This window comes from Niallia alba (assembly GCF_012933555.1).
GTDB classification, from domain to species: Bacteria; Bacillota; Bacilli; order Bacillales; family Cytobacillaceae; genus Niallia; species Niallia alba.
Genome location: NZ_JABBPK010000001.1, coordinates 4,737,429 through 4,754,296, shown reverse-complemented (window position 1 = coordinate 4,754,296; position 16,868 = coordinate 4,737,429). Strand labels below are relative to the sequence as shown.

Below are 16,868 nucleotides of genomic sequence, written 5' to 3'. Positions count from 1 at the left end.
ACGCTTATTTAGTGATAAATTATCAATAATAAGGAAAGAAAGGATAAAGATATGTTTACAGATTCACAAATGAAGATAGAAACTTCATTTACCATCCTCTCAGATGATGAAAAAGTCGGTACCCTAACAGAAGTATTACAAGATTACTCCTATATCATTATAGAAAGTAAGCAGCTATTTGTGATTGGAAAAGAAGAGCGATTCCTTGTAGCAGCTGTTAGGAAGGATCAAAAGATAAAAGACTGGTTACAAATAAGCGAACTATTACCCTCAGAGTATTTTTCCATACAGGATATACATAATGAAAAGATAAATTGGTTAAGACCAGTAATTATAAAGAAACAAAATGAATATCAAGGCATCGTGACCGCTGCTGAAAGAATTCGATCTTTGCAAAGGGAAAATAAGTATACCATCACTTATTTTGAAACACTTGCAGAAACAATGAATGATGCTGTAACAGCGGTAGATAATAATGGAACAGTATTTTACTGGAACAGTGTAGCCGAAGATACGTATCACATAAAAAAAGAAGCGATTATTGGTAAAAAAATTGGAGAGCATTTCGACTCAGAATCGATTCAATTACATCAAATTTTAAAAGTGGGAAATCCAATTAGGGGTACTTATCATCGTCCAAATGAACATACACATGTGTTAATTAACGCTTCACCTGTTCTTGTGGATAATAAAATCATAGGTGGTATTTCAACAGAACATGATATAACAAAGTTAATTCACTTAAATGAGGAATTAGATTCGAATTCAGTACTTTATGTACAAAAAGAGGCACCTTTTTCATCTGTATTATCAAGTAGCAAAGAGGTGAAAAGAGCGGTAGAAATTGCACAAAAAGTAGCCTCGGCAGAAATACCTGTTCTTATTTCTGGAGAAACAGGCACTGGAAAAGAACAGCTTGCACAAGCCATTCATTATGGGGGATCTAAAAGGAAGAATCCACTTTTATCATTGAATTGTTCCACGATTCCAAAAGATTTAATAGAAATGGAACTGTTTGGATATCAGAAAATGACCTTTGATTCTGGAGATACAGAAGAGATAGAAGGAAAGGTAGAACAGGCAGAAACAGGGACGCTATTTATTGAAGAAGTGGATAAGATGCCTTTAGCTGTTCAGGAAAAACTTCTGCACTATATGACAGAACAATCTTTTACTAGAGTTGGAGGAGAACCGCAGAAAAAACCAGCAACAAGGTTTATTTTATCTTCTACCCAGCCGCTAGGAGAGTTAGTAAGAAAAGGGGAATTTAATGAAAAGCTTTATTACCAAATAAGCGTTATCCATATTGAAATCCCTCCACTTCGCAAACGAAAAGAAGATATACCACATTTAGTTAATAATTTTATTAAAATGTATAACGAAAAATATGCTAAAAAGATAACGAAAATAAATGAACAAGCATTGCATATTTTATGTGCATATGATTGGCCAGGCAATATAAAAGAGTTAAAAAATGTGATAGAGCATAGTGTGTTAGTAAGTGAAGGCAATAATGAATTAACACTTGAATATATCCCTGCTGAAATTGTGGATAACTATAAGGTTTCTATTCAAGGGGGAAAAGGGAATAAAGAAGATAATGAAATGGAACGAATAGAAGAAGCACTCAAAAAAACATATGGAAATAAGAGCGCAGCAGCCACATTGCTAGGAATCTCAAGAGGAACTTTATATAACAAAATAAAAGAGTTTGGTTTAAAGTAAGAAATCTAGCATTTTTTTCTCCACCTTTTCATAGTAATAGAATAAATACTAGAAGATGAGGTGAGGGAAAAGATGCATATCATTCGACAGGCCCAAACAGAAGATGTAGAAAAAATTAATGAGTTTTTAACAAAAGCAGAAGTAACCGTAGAAGGAATAGAAGCATGGTTGAATTATTTTTTACTGATGGAAGCAGATGAGGATAAGAATCTTATAGGAACAATTGGGATAGAACCCTTTGGAAAAATAGGTTTATTACGATCGATGGTTCTTTCGAGAGGAACGGTAGAGGATATTTTATTTTTAATTCAACAAGCCTTAAAATTAGCGAAGGATAAAGATATGGATGCTATCTACTGTAGAGTTCATAATCAACATTCTATTCAATTATTTCAATTACTAGGGTTCCAAGAGATAGAAGAAGTAGATATTCCAGAGGTGCTGAAGGAGTCGAATGTTGTAAAAAGCGTTTACACTGTTGATAAGTCACATTTTATGTATATCTCGATGAATATTGTGGACAAATAGTATAAGTTATCCACTTTTTGGGGTTATTTATTCACAATTTGTGGACAAGTCAAATTTTTGTCCCCATTTTTTGAGAGACTTGTCCTTTTCGGCAAATGGTGGTATTGTCGAAAAATGAGGAATTAGAGGCGATTTTAAGAAAGAAATCCTGAATCCGTGATAAAAAATAATTCTTCCGATAATTTTAGGAATTCCTTATTTTCTTGCCATTCGTACTAATTTAAGTTGGATTGATTGTTTTTTGTGTACACTAAATAAAACCTGCTTACCTATAATTTTTTTCAGGTCTTATTACCTATTCAGTTTCCTAGGCTTATGTTGTAAATGAAAGATACAGTCGTTTAAAAGTAGGAAACCAAGGACTATGATTTCCAAACTTTAAGTAAATTCTTCGGGAATGCTTTACCAATTTTGCAGCTAATGTAATCAAATTCTGGATAACCGTTTTTACTCGGCGACGGAAGACCTTTCTTTTAAGCGGCGCATCCCCTGATTTCAGGCTTTCTTGGCCAATAATCCGAAGGAGATTGTAGGTTAAACATCCAAGATGTAAGATTAATTCATTGGTGGCAAATTTCCCAGAAGGGAAACGTTCTAGGTCTAAATCCGTTTTTAATTCACTGTGGAATTGTTCACAAGTGGCATGTTCGTGATAAAGGCTAATTATTTCCTCTGTTTCATTAGGTAGGGTAGTCCAATAGCTCTCAAACTCAACATCTGGGATTAAGAGGATTTGGCCGTTTTTATCAATCGTTCTTTCTGTTACTTTATAGACTTGGCGAATGGCTTTTTTCATTCCCTTTGGAGTTGTTTCTAAAGCACCATAGAATACACGTTTTCCTTCTCGCTCCTGAACGCATTTACCGAATTGTTCAGCTACCATGAGCCAGTTTTCAGGCTTTTCACGGCGAGGATTTCGTTTAATTATGAAATCGGCCTTTTCATTCACACAAACTTTTAGGTTTTCGACACTATCGTTTCCTGCATCCATACGGACCAATAACGATAGATCAGTAATCATCCGAGAATATATAATACTTTTCTCGAGAAATTTCTCAGTATCCTTTTGAACGTGTGTGCTTCCCTCCCGAAGTTCCACATTTACAACGTAGCCTTCTTGACCCAAATAGGAGAAGTTAGGGGAATACCCGTCACATCCTTTGTATGTGCGACTAACCCCTTCTTTCTTAGTATTTGAGTTATCAAATGGCGATACATCAATATCCAGAGGTACGTATGATTTTTTGTCACTAGTAATTGTTGGAGTGACAGGAGAATCAAATTGCCGTATTAGTTTAGCCGATTCTTCCAGAACAATGGATTTCCATCCAGTCACCTTGGCAATTTGATCGAGTCGTTGCCGTAGTGTGGGACTTGATGGAACCACTTGAATATCCAATGCACGATAAAAGAAGGGATCATCTCGAAATTCTTCGATATGGTCGAAATCATTCTTACCTTGGCACAATAGACCCACATAAGAAGTGGTAACATCCCCATTAAGAATGGCCGGAGACGACTTGATTTCTGGGACCTTTAAGGATGAAAAACGTTTGTAAAATTTTGTTTTTGATAAAAGCAAACCTATTAAACCTAGACCCGAATGGGTCGTTAATGTATCATCGGAATCTTCTAAAATAAACTTAACCAATTTCAACACCTGCCTGGTGAAATAAAATTATCAACATAAATCAGCTGATAACATTATTATATCAGGATTTGTGGGCACATTTATTATTAATTACGTCACGGACTCAGGGAAATATTAGAATGGAAAAAGGTGGATTTAAATGAAGACAAATTATTGGTCAGTGGATAAAAATGTGGATAAGAAAGAAAGTTATTCACAAATAGAACAAGCTGCTGATCTTTTAAAAAGAAATGAGGTCGTTGCGTTCCCGACAGAAACAGTATATGGCCTAGGTGGAAATGCAAAAGAAGATGCCGCCATCACGAAAATATTTGCTGCAAAAGGAAGACCTTCTGATAATCCGCTTATCATACATATTGCGAAACTAGAACAATTAGATGAATTAGTAGAAAATGTGCCAACAACAGCCCAAAAATTAATGGAGACATTTTGGCCAGGACCTCTAACAGTTATTTTGGAAAAGAAAAAAGGAGCCTTATCAGAGGTTGCCACTGCTGGTTTATCCACCGTAGGCATCCGAATGCCAAATCATCCAGTTGCTTTACAACTTATTGAACAATCAGGCTTACCAATTGCTGCGCCAAGCGCTAATCGTTCTGGAAAGCCAAGTCCTACAAAAGCGATTCATGTAAAAGAGGATCTTGATTCCCGTATTGCCGGGATTGTAGACGGGGGTCCAACAGGTGTAGGGGTAGAATCGACGGTTGTGGACTGTACGGGTGATAAGGTAGTAATTCTCCGTCCTGGGGGTATCACGAAAGAACAACTGGAAAGTGTTGTGGGAGAAGTCAAAATCGATCAAGCGCTGATTAATAAGGAAATCAAGCCAAAATCGCCAGGGATGAAGTACACCCATTATGCTCCAAATGCACCATTATTTTTAGTGGAAGGCACAAAGGAAAAAATTCAATTATTAATTGCAGAAGAAAAGCAAAAAGGACATACAGTGGGTGTTCTTACTACAGAAGAAAATAAAGCATTTTATCAAGCTGACTATGTTTATGCTTGTGGACAACGAACAGATTTATCCACAGTAGCTACAGACTTATATGATGGCTTACGAAGCTTTGATCATCATCAAGTAGATATTATTTTTGGTGAGATGTTTCCAACAGAAGGTGTTGGACAGGCAATTATGAACAGATTAATGAAAGCAGCTTCTCATCAGGTAATAAGATAGTCTTTTAAGATAAGAAAATGAAAGTATTCTTTTAGACTGTCTTTTATAAGAATGTTGTTTTTTCAATAGGAGAAAAAATAAGTTGGAAAAATAGAGTAGCCGGAATACATGTAAACTTCTATAAGATTGGAGATCCCGCAAAGCTCGCGGTTCGCTCTGTGGAAAGCGAAATGTATTCAAGTTACGGATAACTAGCAACGAACTTTACAAAAATAGCCTCTCTTAAAATATTTGCAGATTCTTACTTCTAAATAAACTTGGACGTGCATAATCTCTAATTAGCAAGTCCAAGGGGGCCAAAAAATGTCTGCAATTGTGGGAGAACTATTTACACTTATTTTAATGGCATTTGCTTTAGGTATGGATGCATTTTCTGTTGGGCTAGGCATGGGGATGTTTCAACTAAGATTAAAGCAAATAGCAAAAATCGGCTTTGTAATCGGAATCTTTCATGTAATAATGCCCCTACTCGGGATGATTACAGGGAAACTTCTTTCGGAAAATTTTAGTGAAATAGCCGGATATATAGGTGGAGCATTACTTGTGCTACTAGGGATTCAAATGATTTGGAATGGATTTAAAGAAGTAGAGACAAGCCGAATTACACCGGTTGGTTTTGGGTTGCTTCTATTTGCGATCAGTGTAAGTTTGGACAGCTTCTCCGTTGGCTTGAGCCTTGGGATTTATCAAGCCAGAACGGCAATTGTTCTATTAAGTTTTGGCATAAGTGCGATGGTAATGACATGGCTAGGCTTACTGATTGGCAGAAAGGTAAAAGGCTGGTTAGGTTCCTATGGAGAAATGCTAGGAGGAGGAATCCTTCTTATTTTTGGAATTAAGTTGCTTATTAGTTTATAGTTGCGTGAGTATAGGAGAAGTGGTTTTCATCAACGGGATGGAAGCCGCTTTTTAAGTTGGTTTCAGCGCTCCTAGAATGTTAGTAATAGGAATCGATCATAATGAAGCAAATTAACGTAATAAATAATTACAGATTATTAACAATACATAAACACTAAAAATGTACTAGTTTTAACCGATAATAAACCAGTATTTGCTTTGTTTTCTTTGTATGTTAAATAGAAATTTTAGGTAAATTGGTCTATAATAGAAGCATATAAAGGAGGATAAAAGATGATTCGCGTATTGTTTGTTTGTACAGGTAACACGTGCAGAAGTCCGATGGCAGAGGCTATTTTAAAGCAAAAATTTGCTTCTGAAGTGGAGGTTAAATCAGCTGGAGTCTATGCGATAAATGGTGGTGCCGCTTCTTTTCAAGCGCAGGAGGTTCTTTCTGAACAGGGAATCGAGCATAATCATTCTTCCGCTATGGTAACAAAAGAGCTAATAGACTGGGCGACTTATATATTTACCATGACAAAGGGGCATAAAAATATACTCGTATCAGCGTATCCATCCTCAATAGAGAAAACGTTTACGATAAAGGAATTTGCAGAGGATGATCCAAATGGGGATGTAAGTGATCCTTTTGGCGGATCTGTTTCTATGTATCGAGAAACCTATCAGGAATTAGAAAAATTGATAGATAAAGCAATGGGGAAAATAACAAAGAGTGAATGGTAAAGTGTCTTTTATTTACAAGGGGGATAAAAAGTGGGAACAAAGGTGCATTACAAGTTTAGCTTAAGAAAAAAATTAGCGTTATTTATTACAATTCTAGCGATTATTACCTATTCAACAAGTGCTTTTTGTATGTATATCGTTTATCCAGCTATGGAAAGTAAACTGGCTATTAATTCCGTAATTTTTAATATTGCCACCTTATTATTAGGGGTATTTTGGTCTGGGTTTTTAGCTTTTTTAGCGGCAGGTCTTATTATTAAGCCGTTAAAGCGACTGGAACAAAGCGCATTAAAAGCTGCACATGGAGATATTAGTCAAGATGTGGAAGTATCGAAATCTGATGATGAAATAAAGTCCTTAGGTCTAGCTTTTAATCATATGCTTTATAATTTACGGGAAATGGTTCAAAGTATTGAAAATAATTTTAACAAGACAAATAAAACAGTAAAAATGATTTCTAGTGAATCAGATAATGCATTAGAGCAGACATTAGCTATTTCTAGCTCAGTAGGAGAAATTGCTGGGGGAGCGGAGGTTTCTGCACAAAGTGTACAAGCTTCTGCGGAATCTGTGGAAGAGTCAATGAATATCGCTCTTACAGTAGAAGAAAAAGCGAATATGTCAAAAATGATTTCAGAACAAATGACAGAAAAATTGGTGCAGACAAATAAAGTTGTTCATTCATTAGTAGATGGTATGAAAGACTTGGCAGTGGAGAATACGAATTCCCTAAAGTCTGTGCAGAATTTAGAAGTTCATTCAAAGGAAATCGAAGAAGTCTTAAAGCTTGTTGGAGAAATTGCGTCACAAACAAATTTATTGGCGTTAAATGCTTCCATCGAAGCAGCTCGAGCAGGAGAACATGGTGCCGGCTTTAGTGTAGTTGCCGAAGAAGTAAGAAGGTTGGCAGATGAAAGTGGAAAAGCGGTAGAAGGAATTGCAGAGATAATTCGCAATATGCAAACCGAAGTTAAAAATGTCGTCGTGCAAATTACAAAGCAAGTAGAGAATGCTCAAGAAAAAGCGAAAACTGGGGAGAAAACAAATTTAATTTTCAACGAGATGAATGAAACAACAACTAAGATGGCTTATGCAACGGCTGATATTACTGAATTGATTCATAAGCAAAAACAACAGATTTATGAAACAACACAGCAATCCCAAGAAGTAGCTGCAATTGCAGAAGAAACAGCAGCGGGGGCACAGCAGGTAACTAATATTGCTGAAAATCAAACCGCGCTTATTCGGAAGGTGGATAGTTTGGCTTTAGAATTACAAGCGCATGCAGAAGAGTTACAACAGACAATTTGTCGCTTCCAAATTAAAGAATAGTTTGCTTGTACTTGCAATATCTTTGTGCAATGATGGTTATAGTAAAAGAAATGTAGGTAACTTGAAGAGGGGTGTTTTATATGAACGAGGAAACACTTAAGCTAAAGGAGCAGTTACAAACGATTCTAACCGAATATCAAGAACAGGCACAACTTAAAGAGCAGCAACTGTTTGTGATTGGCTGCAGTACAAGTGAAGTGATTGGACAAAAAATTGGGACTGCGGGAACCGTCGATGTCGCTTCGTTAATTTTCGAAGAATGTCAAAAATATCAACAGCAATCAGGAGTTTCCCTTGCTTTTCAGTGCTGTGAACATTTAAATCGTGCATTAGTAGTAGAAAGAAAAGAGCTACTTGCAAGAAACTTACAGGAAGTATCTGTTGTTCCTGTGCGTCATGCGGGCGGAGCAATGGCCACATTTGCTTTCGGAAAGATGGAAGATCCGGTTGTTGTAGAGTTTATTCAGGCGGATGGTGGAATAGATATTGGTGATACCTTTATTGGAATGCACTTGAAGCATGTTGCTGTACCAATTAGAACAACGCTGAAGCAATTGGGAAATGCCCATGTCACACTAGCGAAATCCCGCCCTAAATTAATTGGCGGACCAAGAGCTGTTTACGAAAAAACAAAAGAAAATCTTTCTTGTTAATTGAAAGCCAATGAAATTCCTTAATACTCTTTAGGAATCTCATTGGTTTTTTGTTTTTGTGCTGTCATTGGATTTGAGGATATCCTAGTGAATGATTGTTGATGAAGGAAGGGGATGAAAGCCAGAAATGAGAAGAGAGAGAGGGAAAATGGTGTTCATCAAAGGGATGAAAGCCGAAAATCCTCTCCCCTCCCTCACAATTTCTCTGGTACTATCGTTAAATAATAATTCTCTCCCAGAAAAACCATCCAACCACAATAAAAAAATATAATTTTAACGCAGGTTCATTTTATTGAAATAGTAGCAAAATAAATATTTTCGTATATTTTTAAATGAAATAACGAAAAGTGGCTGAAAAAACTTTAAAAAACCGAACGAATAACATATAAATCACTTAATAATTCGTGAATTACCCCTTTCCTTTTAAAATATATACATGATAGAATAGAGGCAGATTTACGGTGGAAAAGAGAGAATAGTCGGGAGGATATACATATGAAGCATTTAGCAGAGCAAGATGAACTTGTTTTTAAAGCAATACAGCAAGAATTAGGTCGACAAAGAGCGAAGATTGAATTGATTGCGTCAGAAAACTTTGTTAGTGAAGCGGTAATGGAAGCGCAAGGATCTGTATTGACAAATAAATATGCCGAGGGCTATCCTGCTAAACGTTATTACGGCGGATGTGAATATGTAGATATTGTGGAAGATATTGCTCGCGATCGTGCAAAAGAAATCTTCGGTGCTGAACACGTGAATGTACAGCCTCACTCAGGTGCACAAGCAAACATGGCAGTTTATTTTACTATTTTAGAGCATGGCGATACAGTGTTAGGAATGAATTTGTCTCACGGTGGTCATTTAACACACGGAAGCCCTGTTAACTTTAGTGGTGTTCAATATAATTTCGTAGAGTATGGTGTAGATAAAGAAACACATTATATTAATTACGAAGATGTGCGAGAAAAAGCAGTGGCCCATAAACCAAAATTAATCGTGGCTGGAGCAAGTGCTTATCCACGTGAAATCGATTTCGCTAAGTTCCGTGAGATTGCCGATGAAGTTGGAGCATATTTAATGGTGGATATGGCTCATATTGCAGGATTAGTTGCTGCAGGTCTACATCAAAATCCAGTTCCTTATGCTGACTTTGTCACAACAACAACACATAAAACATTGCGTGGACCTCGTGGTGGAATGATTCTTTGTAAAGAGGAATTTGCCAAGAAAATTGATAAATCAATCTTCCCTGGAATTCAAGGTGGCCCGTTAATGCATGTAATTGCGGCAAAAGCAGTGGCATTTGGAGAAGTGCTTCAAGCAGATTTCAAAGACTATGCTGGAAATATTATTGCAAATGCAAAGAGATTAGCAAGCGGTCTCCAAAAAGAAGGATTAAACTTAGTATCAAATGGAACTGATAATCATTTATTATTAGTTGACCTTCAATCATTAGGTTTATCTGGAAAAGTAGCAGAACATGTATTAGATGAAGTGGGAATCACTGTAAATAAAAATACTATTCCATACGATCCAGCAAGTCCGTTTGTTACAAGTGGAATCCGCATTGGAACAGCAGCAGTAACATCCCGTGGCTTCAGTGTAGAAGATATGGATGAAATAGCATCTATTATCGGTTTTACACTTAAAAACCATGAAGATGCTGAGAAGTTAGCGGAAGCTGCTAAAAGGGTAACGGCATTAACTAGTAAATTCGAATTGTACAAACAATTATAATGCGAAGAGGACAATCAAAGGCGTAGAGCTAATTATGATTGTCCTCTTTTTAATTCCACTCTTAACGGACAGTAAGACTCCCACCTCAAGATTACAAGTATACGAGGAAGATAGGTGGGAGATCAACACTGTCCGTAAAGGTTCGATTGGTTCAACTAACCATCAGTAGGGGAGGAAGTAAAACCGTCCACTAATGGAAGTTTTACTTTATAAGTCCGGTTTTTTTGTCGTTTTTCGGAAAAACTATCATAGAATTTTCAAATTTAGAAATGGATTTCAGTTGATTCGCTAATACTTTTTCTGTAGAATGAATAGAAGTGTGTTAACGAAGTATCCTGTCGAAAAATGAGGATATTTATACTATTAATGAAGGAACGGAGTGAATTTTGTGGCAAAAGTATATGTATTTGATCACCCATTAATTCAGCATAAACTTACATACATCAGAGAAACGCAAACAGGTACTAAAGAATTTAGAGAGTTAGTAGACGAAGTAGCAACATTAATGGCTTTTGAGATTACGCGTGATATGCCATTAGAAGAAATTGAAATTGAAACACCAGTTGCTAAGACAAAATCAAACGTGCTTTCAGGTAAAAAACTAGGTATCGTTCCTATCTTGCGTGCTGGTATCGGGATGGTTGACGGGGTTCTTAAACTAATCCCTGCCGCAAAAGTCGGACATATTGGATTATATCGTGATCCTAAAACCTTAAAACCGGTAGAATATTATGTGAAGTTACCTTCAGATGTGGAAGAAAGAGACTTTATTGTAGTCGATCCAATGCTTGCTACTGGTGGTTCTGCAATTGAAGCGATTCACTCTTTAAAAAACAGAGGCGGAAAAAACATTAAATTTATGTGCTTAATCGCAGCTCCTGAAGGGGTAGAAGCATTAAAAGAAGCACATCCAGATGTAGATATCTATATTGCAGCACTTGATGAAAAATTAAATGAAAAAGGTTATATTGTGCCAGGTCTTGGAGATGCAGGAGACAGATTGTTTGGTACGAAATAATAGTTTTTACACAATAAAAATGCTCAGGGCAAATAGCCATGAGCATTTTTTAATCTATCGTCTAAAAATTAATATAGATAAATGGCAAAGATATAGTGGTTTCTTTTGTTTATGAAAAAGTGATCAATAAACATAGAATATTCACATTTGTATGTGTGATAAAAGTCACACTTGGATAATTCCAATCTCTAATGTCAAATACATAAAATAACAACTTGCGGTCAAAATAAAAAGCATAATGATTTGCAGGGGGCGATTGGTATGCTAAAAAAAATGCTTAGAATATTCCTCTTACTTCTATTGTTAGTACCTCATTCGGCCATGGCAGTATCCTTAAACATTCCAAAGCTTCCCGCACAAGATCCAAATGAGATTCAAACCGTTATAGTACATACAAAAACGAATTATACCGAACAGGAAATTGACCAACTTTTAAAGGACTTTCCTCATTTAGAAAAAAGATATATTTTTAAGGAAGTGTTTAGTGGTTTTTCTGTAGAAGGACCAGTGCGTGAACTAGAAAAAATAGAACGAAGTGAACGAGTGAGTCAAGTTTCAAAAGTTCAAACCTATATGACAGAAGCGGAAAATCCGGTTGAAATTATCGGAGCAGATGAAATAAGAAATTACTTAGGGAAATCCCTTGAACATTTAAGCGGGAAAGGAATCAAAGTAGGGGTAATAGATACTGGAATAGATTATCGACATCCTGATTTGCAAAAGAATTATAAGGGTGGCTATGATTTTGTTGATAAGGACAAGGACCCGATGGAAACGAACGGGTTAGGAAATAAGGACACTTTTCATGGTACCCATGTTGCGGGAATTATTGCAGCCGATGGAAAAATGAAAGGAGTTGCTCCGAATGCTACTGTTTATGCGTATAGAGCACTAGGTCCTGGTGGGGCTGGAACAACGGAGCAAATTTTAGCAGCGATTGATAGGGCTGTCCGAGATAAGATGGATATCATTAACTTGTCATTAGGTAGTGACGTGAATGGTCCTGATTTGCCAATTAGTCTTGCTCTGAACGAAGTGGTGAAGAAGGGGATAATTGCAGTTGCGGCGGCAGGAAACGCTGGTCCCGCAGAATGGACAGTGGGCTCTCCTGGAACAGCCACTAAGGCTATTTCCGTTGGAGCTACTACGCCAAACATAAATACTCCTTTTTTTACAATAAATGAAAAAAAAATAGCCCTAACAAATATGGAGAATAGTAAGGAATGGGCGGAAATGGGATCCATTCCATTAGTGAATGGTGGGTTAGGCAAGATGGATCAATTAACAAATGTAAAAGGGAAACTCGTGTTAATAGAAAGAGGGGAACTGACGTTTACGGAAAAAGTTCAGAATGCCTATGAAGCTGGAGCTGTTGGCGTATTAATATTCAACAATGTGGCAGGGGCATTTCAAGGGATGTTAGAAAAGGAAGTGCCGATACCAGTAGCAGGAATTACAAGGGAAGAGGGAGAATTTATAAAGGAGTCTGTTCAAAAGAAGAAAATCTATTTAACAATAGAAAAAAAGTGGGAAAAAGATATACTAGCAGAGTTTAGCTCGAGAGGACCTGTTACTAGTACATGGGATATCAAACCAGATGTTCTTGCGCCTGGGGTTGTGATAAATAGCACAGTACCTGAAGGATATATGGCGTTGCAAGGAACTAGTATGGCGGCTCCTTTTGTTGCTGGAGCATGTGCTTTATTGTTAGAAGCTCATCCAGACTGGGGTCCAGATGAAGTGAAAGCAGCTTTAATGAATACGGCAAAACCAGTCAAAAATAGACAAAATGTGACATATAAAGTGTATGAACAGGGGGCTGGCCGAATTCAAGTGGATAAAGCGATAGATGCAAATATTCTAGTTATGCCAGGAAGCATTCGCTTTGGTAAATATAAATTAGTAAAAGAAGAAAACCAATATAAAGCATATATTACGATAAAAAATGTAGGTAAAACGATGGAGAAAGTATCCTTTGATTTTCCAAAAGGAAAGCGAGGGGTTAGTTGGAGATTGCCTATGCCGTTTACATTGAAACCAGGGCAAAAGAAAAATGTCCCAATTATAATGAATATTGATGATAACCTTTTCACTGATAAACTGCAAGATGGTATAATTAAGGTAAGAGCTGGTAGACATTTAATTGAGTTGCCATATTTATATGTATTGGAAGAGCCGGATTATCCACGAATTATGGGTTTTGATTTTCTAAAAAAATCTGGAGATGACAGCTATGAATATGAGACTTATTTACCGACTGGGGCAGAAGAATTTGGAATCGCTCTTTTTAGGAATGATACTTTGCAATTTGTGCGGTTCTTAGATTGGAAAAAAGAAGTAAAGAGAGGTCGATTAAAAGGTGAATTTAATATAACGAATATGGACAAAGCGGGTACCTATCGAATGAAAATTTTTGCGAAGAAAGCCGGGAAAGAGGACATGCTTGAAAAAATATTAAAAATAAAATAAGCTATAAGAAAGAGATTGTTAAATGGTGAGCAATGAATTTTTTTTTTGTATTTAAATGCATTGACATTGACAATACCCTATTGTATGCTTACAAGGGGTATGAATAGGTTTTCACCCGCGGAGTATCAAGATTTTAACACAGGTATAGTGTTAATAGTGTTAAGGGGCGGACGAAAAAAATGTTATATTTATCTTCAAAACTGGAGGGTAAATAGGAACGCAAAATGCCCGAAAATGATACAAAAGGAATGTGCTTTTTCTCTGCTTCGCTTTATTTTTCGCGGGTTTAGAGTGTTGCCCTGAAAATAAAGGAGGATAGAGAATTGGAACAATTATTTGAGATATATATGAGGGTCAAAAAATACCTTTATTTCTTTTTATCATTTTGTGCATTTGCTTGGGCGCTCACCCCCTATCAATCTGTTTTTCTTGGTTTATTCGTTGGGACAAGTGCCAGTGTATTCAATCTCACCTTACTGGTTAGAAGAGCAAAGGTATTTGATAAAGCCATTGAAGATGAAGGGAAAGTTTATGGTTTAGGAACGATTTCCCGAATGGCTACAGCAGTAATAGTTTGCTTAATTGCCGTAGAATATCCACAAAAAGTTCACTTAATAAGTGTTGTAATTGGATTGATGACAGCTTATATTGTCATTATGGCAGATTATTTAGTGCGTTATTTTATTTTACATAAGAATGGTGAGAAAAGAGGTGAGTAATATTGCATCATGAAGCACCAATTTATAAACACTTTGGACTATATTTTAACTATTCCAATGTTTTAATGATTGTTGTATCAAGTTTAATAGTTTTCTTAATTGCGTTTTTTCTCACTCGAAATCTTCAAATGAAGCCAACTGGCCGACAAAATTTGATGGAGTGGATTATGGACTTTGTCCGTAATATTATTAAAAATAACATGGATTGGAAAGATGGCGGAAGATTCCACGTATTAGGAATCACTCTTCTTATGTACATCTTTATTTCCAATATGTTAGGTTTACCTTTTGCTATTACAGTAGACCATCAGCTTTGGTGGAAATCACCAACTGCCGATCCTGCGGTAACCCTCACATTAGCAATCATGGTAGTCGGTTTAACTCATTACTACGGTGTCAAAATGCGTGGTACAAAAGGATACTTTAAGGAGTATGTTCAGCCGGTAGGATTTTTATTGCCATTAAAGGTAGTGGAGGAATTTTCTAATACCCTCACACTTGGTCTTCGTTTATACGGAAACATTTTTGCGGGTGAGGTTCTACTAAACTTACTAGTAAATGGTTTAGCAAAAACAAATGTTTTAGGTACAATCGCAGCCTTCCCATTAACAATGGTATGGCAAGGATTCTCCATTTTTATTGGTAGTATCCAAGCATTTATTTTCACCTTATTAACAATGGTTTACATGGCTCATAAAGTAAGTCAAGACCATTAATATATATACCCAGTTCAGAAATTGGACAAACTTTATAATAATTACAATTTAGGGAGGATTTTAATAATGGGTTCATTAGCAGCAGCAATAGCAATTGGTTTAGCAGCACTAGGTGCAGGTTTAGGTAACGGTTTAATCGTTTCTCGTACAGTAGAAGGGATTGCTCGTCAACCAGAAGCAAGAGGTATGCTTCAATCAACAATGTTCATCGGGGTTGCATTCGTAGAGGCGATTCCTATCATGGCGGTTGTTATCGCATTTATGGTTCTTTAATAGAATAAGAATAATAATTATTCCTTAGTTATGGCGAAGATCATTCGATAAGAACCTTCGCCATTCCTTTATTTAAAACCAACAATTCACAAAAAAGTACGCTCAAATGAGTATGTTAATAGCTAAAAATTGTTCCTATTATTTTATAAATAAGCATATTCACCTTTTTTCCATAAGCGAATAAAGGTTTCCTGTATGTTATAAAAACATTACCTGAAAGGAGTGAATCAAGCGTGTTCACAAATGGATTAGTATTAGGTGCCGCAATGAATTTCGCGGGCGGTGATGTAATCGTTCAATTAGTATCATTCTTATTATTGTTGTGGGCAATTAAAAAATTCGCATGGGGTCCTTTAATGAAAATGATGAAGGATCGTGAGGAATTTGTTGCAAATGAAATAGATAATGCCGAGAAAAGTAGACATGAAGCAGCAAAGCTATTAGAAGAACAAAGAGCGTTATTGAAAGAAGCGCGTAATGACGCACAAGAGTTAATTGATAGAGCGAAACAGCAGGCTGACGCTCAACGAGAAACGATCATTGACGATGCTAGAAAAGATGCAGAACGTATTAAAAATTCTGCTCTAGTAGAAATCGAACAGCAAAAAGAAAAAGCTGTTGCTACGATTCGCGATCAGGTTTCTTCTCTTTCTGTTTTAATCGCTTCTAAAGTGATCGAAAAAGAATTAAACGAGCAAGACCAAGAAAAGTTAATTCATGATTACATTCAAGAGGTAGGCGAGAAACGATGATGGATACAGGTGTTGCAAAGCGTTATGCTTTAGCCCTTTTCCAAATCGCCAAAGAAAACGGACAGATCGATCAGTTGGATGAAGAAGTGCGAGTAGTGAGAACACTAGTAACCTCTTCACCTGAAATTCATACATTTCTCCAATCTCCTAATATTTCATTAGAAAAGAAAAAAGAAATGGTGAAAGTAGCATTTGCTTCTGCAAGCGAGTATATTCAAAACCTTTTAATGCTATTGATTGATCGCCATCGGGAAGAGATGATTACTAGTATATGTGATCAATTTATAGCACTAGTTAATGAAGCAAAAGGGATTGCAGATGCAAAAGTATATTCAATCAAACCGTTAACAGACGATGAGAAAAGAGCTATTTCAGCTACATTCGCTGCAAAAGTTGGGAAAATATCGCTAAATATTGAAAATATCATTGATTCTAACCTATTAGGTGGAATTAAGGTAAGAATCGGTAATCAAATATATGATGGTAGTCTTCAAGGGAAGCTAAACCGTCTACAACGACAATTATTAGGATAGT

Annotated in this window: 16 protein-coding genes; 15 read left to right on the top strand and 1 reads right to left on the bottom strand. The window is 36.5% G+C overall.

The genetic code is table 11. The features are described from left to right. Nucleotides 1-51: 51 nt before the first annotated feature. A complete protein-coding gene (locus HHU08_RS22560) occupies nucleotides 52-1,725 on the top strand; it encodes a sigma-54 interaction domain-containing protein (RefSeq protein WP_169189388.1) in 1,674 nt (557 codons plus the stop codon). Between the two features lie 72 nt (nucleotides 1,726-1,797). Continuing rightward, complete coding sequence (locus HHU08_RS22555) at nucleotides 1,798-2,253, top strand: GNAT family N-acetyltransferase (RefSeq protein WP_016204779.1); 456 nt, start codon at nucleotides 1,798-1,800, stop codon at nucleotides 2,251-2,253. Between the two features lie 313 nt (nucleotides 2,254-2,566). Here HHU08_RS22555 and HHU08_RS22550 read toward each other — a convergent pair whose 3' ends face one another. Next, complete coding sequence (locus HHU08_RS22550; RefSeq protein ID WP_118977697.1) at nucleotides 2,567-3,910, bottom strand: IS1380 family transposase; 1,344 nt, start codon at nucleotides 3,908-3,910, stop codon at nucleotides 2,567-2,569. A gap of 133 nt (nucleotides 3,911-4,043) precedes the next feature. Here HHU08_RS22550 and HHU08_RS22545 point away from each other — a divergent pair, with 133 nt between their 5' ends. From HHU08_RS22545 to HHU08_RS22485, 13 genes are all read left to right on the top strand, one after another. Next, nucleotides 4,044-5,084, top strand: a complete 1,041-nt coding sequence (locus HHU08_RS22545) for an L-threonylcarbamoyladenylate synthase (RefSeq protein WP_169189387.1) — start codon at nucleotides 4,044-4,046, stop codon at nucleotides 5,082-5,084. A gap of 303 nt (nucleotides 5,085-5,387) precedes the next feature. Continuing rightward, a complete protein-coding gene (locus HHU08_RS22540; protein WP_169189386.1) occupies nucleotides 5,388-5,942 on the top strand; it encodes a manganese efflux pump MntP in 555 nt (184 codons plus the stop codon). Nucleotides 5,943-6,215: 273 nt separating this feature from the next. Beyond that, nucleotides 6,216-6,665: a low molecular weight protein arginine phosphatase gene (locus tag HHU08_RS22535; RefSeq protein ID WP_016204782.1), complete on the top strand. Its 450-nt coding sequence runs from the start codon at nucleotides 6,216-6,218 to the stop codon at nucleotides 6,663-6,665. Between the two features lie 30 nt (nucleotides 6,666-6,695). After that, entirely contained in the window at nucleotides 6,696-7,997 is a 1,302-nt protein-coding gene (locus tag HHU08_RS22530) for a methyl-accepting chemotaxis protein (RefSeq protein ID WP_169189385.1), read from the top strand. 80 nt (nucleotides 7,998-8,077) lie between these two features. Then, complete coding sequence (locus HHU08_RS22525; RefSeq protein WP_016204784.1) at nucleotides 8,078-8,650, top strand: TIGR01440 family protein; 573 nt, start codon at nucleotides 8,078-8,080, stop codon at nucleotides 8,648-8,650. A 495-nt stretch (nucleotides 8,651-9,145) separates the two neighbouring features. Next, nucleotides 9,146-10,387 (top strand): serine hydroxymethyltransferase, encoded by a 1,242-nt coding sequence (glyA, locus tag HHU08_RS22520; protein ID WP_101729852.1) that lies wholly within the window; start codon nucleotides 9,146-9,148, stop codon nucleotides 10,385-10,387. A 388-nt stretch (nucleotides 10,388-10,775) separates the two neighbouring features. After that, on the top strand, nucleotides 10,776-11,405 hold the full coding sequence (upp, locus tag HHU08_RS22515; RefSeq protein WP_016204787.1) for a uracil phosphoribosyltransferase: 630 nt from the start codon (nucleotides 10,776-10,778) through the stop codon (nucleotides 11,403-11,405). A gap of 261 nt (nucleotides 11,406-11,666) precedes the next feature. Beyond that, nucleotides 11,667-13,874 carry a S8 family serine peptidase gene (locus HHU08_RS22510; RefSeq protein WP_235678878.1) on the top strand — a complete coding sequence of 736 codons (2,208 nt, stop codon included), beginning with the start codon at nucleotides 11,667-11,669 and terminating at the stop codon, nucleotides 13,872-13,874. 323 nt (nucleotides 13,875-14,197) lie between these two features. Continuing rightward, nucleotides 14,198-14,593: an ATP synthase subunit I gene (locus HHU08_RS22505; protein WP_016204789.1), complete on the top strand. Its 396-nt coding sequence runs from the start codon at nucleotides 14,198-14,200 to the stop codon at nucleotides 14,591-14,593. A 2-nt stretch (nucleotides 14,594-14,595) separates the two neighbouring features. Continuing rightward, on the top strand, nucleotides 14,596-15,309 hold the full coding sequence (gene atpB, locus HHU08_RS22500) for a F0F1 ATP synthase subunit A (protein ID WP_016204790.1): 714 nt from the start codon (nucleotides 14,596-14,598) through the stop codon (nucleotides 15,307-15,309). A gap of 66 nt (nucleotides 15,310-15,375) precedes the next feature. After that, complete coding sequence (gene atpE, locus HHU08_RS22495) at nucleotides 15,376-15,582, top strand: F0F1 ATP synthase subunit C (RefSeq protein WP_016204791.1); 207 nt, start codon at nucleotides 15,376-15,378, stop codon at nucleotides 15,580-15,582. 233 nt (nucleotides 15,583-15,815) lie between these two features. After that, nucleotides 15,816-16,334: a F0F1 ATP synthase subunit B gene (locus tag HHU08_RS22490; RefSeq protein WP_101729851.1), complete on the top strand. Its 519-nt coding sequence runs from the start codon at nucleotides 15,816-15,818 to the stop codon at nucleotides 16,332-16,334. Next, nucleotides 16,331-16,867 carry a F0F1 ATP synthase subunit delta gene (locus tag HHU08_RS22485; RefSeq protein WP_016204793.1) on the top strand — a complete coding sequence of 179 codons (537 nt, stop codon included), beginning with the start codon at nucleotides 16,331-16,333 and terminating at the stop codon, nucleotides 16,865-16,867. Before HHU08_RS22490 ends, HHU08_RS22485 begins: the two co-directional genes overlap by 4 nt. Nucleotide 16,868 lies beyond the last annotated feature (1 nt).

Bases quoted from the DNA above. Each gene is read 5' to 3' on its own strand.
- atpE (WP_016204791.1), top strand. From the start codon at position 15,376: ATGGGTTCATTAGCAGCAGCAATAGCAATTGGTTTAGCAGCACTAGGT.
- HHU08_RS22535 (WP_016204782.1), top strand. From the start codon at position 6,216: ATGATTCGCGTATTGTTTGTTTGTACAGGTAACACGTGCAGAAGTCCG.
- glyA (WP_101729852.1), top strand. From the start codon at position 9,146: ATGAAGCATTTAGCAGAGCAAGATGAACTTGTTTTTAAAGCAATACAG.
- HHU08_RS22485 (WP_016204793.1), top strand. From the start codon at position 16,331: ATGATGGATACAGGTGTTGCAAAGCGTTATGCTTTAGCCCTTTTCCAA.
- HHU08_RS22560 (WP_169189388.1), top strand. From the start codon at position 52: ATGTTTACAGATTCACAAATGAAGATAGAAACTTCATTTACCATCCTC.
- HHU08_RS22540 (WP_169189386.1), top strand. From the start codon at position 5,388: ATGTCTGCAATTGTGGGAGAACTATTTACACTTATTTTAATGGCATTT.
- HHU08_RS22510 (WP_235678878.1), top strand. From the start codon at position 11,667: ATGCTAAAAAAAATGCTTAGAATATTCCTCTTACTTCTATTGTTAGTA.
- HHU08_RS22555 (WP_016204779.1), top strand. From the start codon at position 1,798: ATGCATATCATTCGACAGGCCCAAACAGAAGATGTAGAAAAAATTAAT.
- HHU08_RS22545 (WP_169189387.1), top strand. From the start codon at position 4,044: ATGAAGACAAATTATTGGTCAGTGGATAAAAATGTGGATAAGAAAGAA.
- HHU08_RS22525 (WP_016204784.1), top strand. From the start codon at position 8,078: ATGAACGAGGAAACACTTAAGCTAAAGGAGCAGTTACAAACGATTCTA.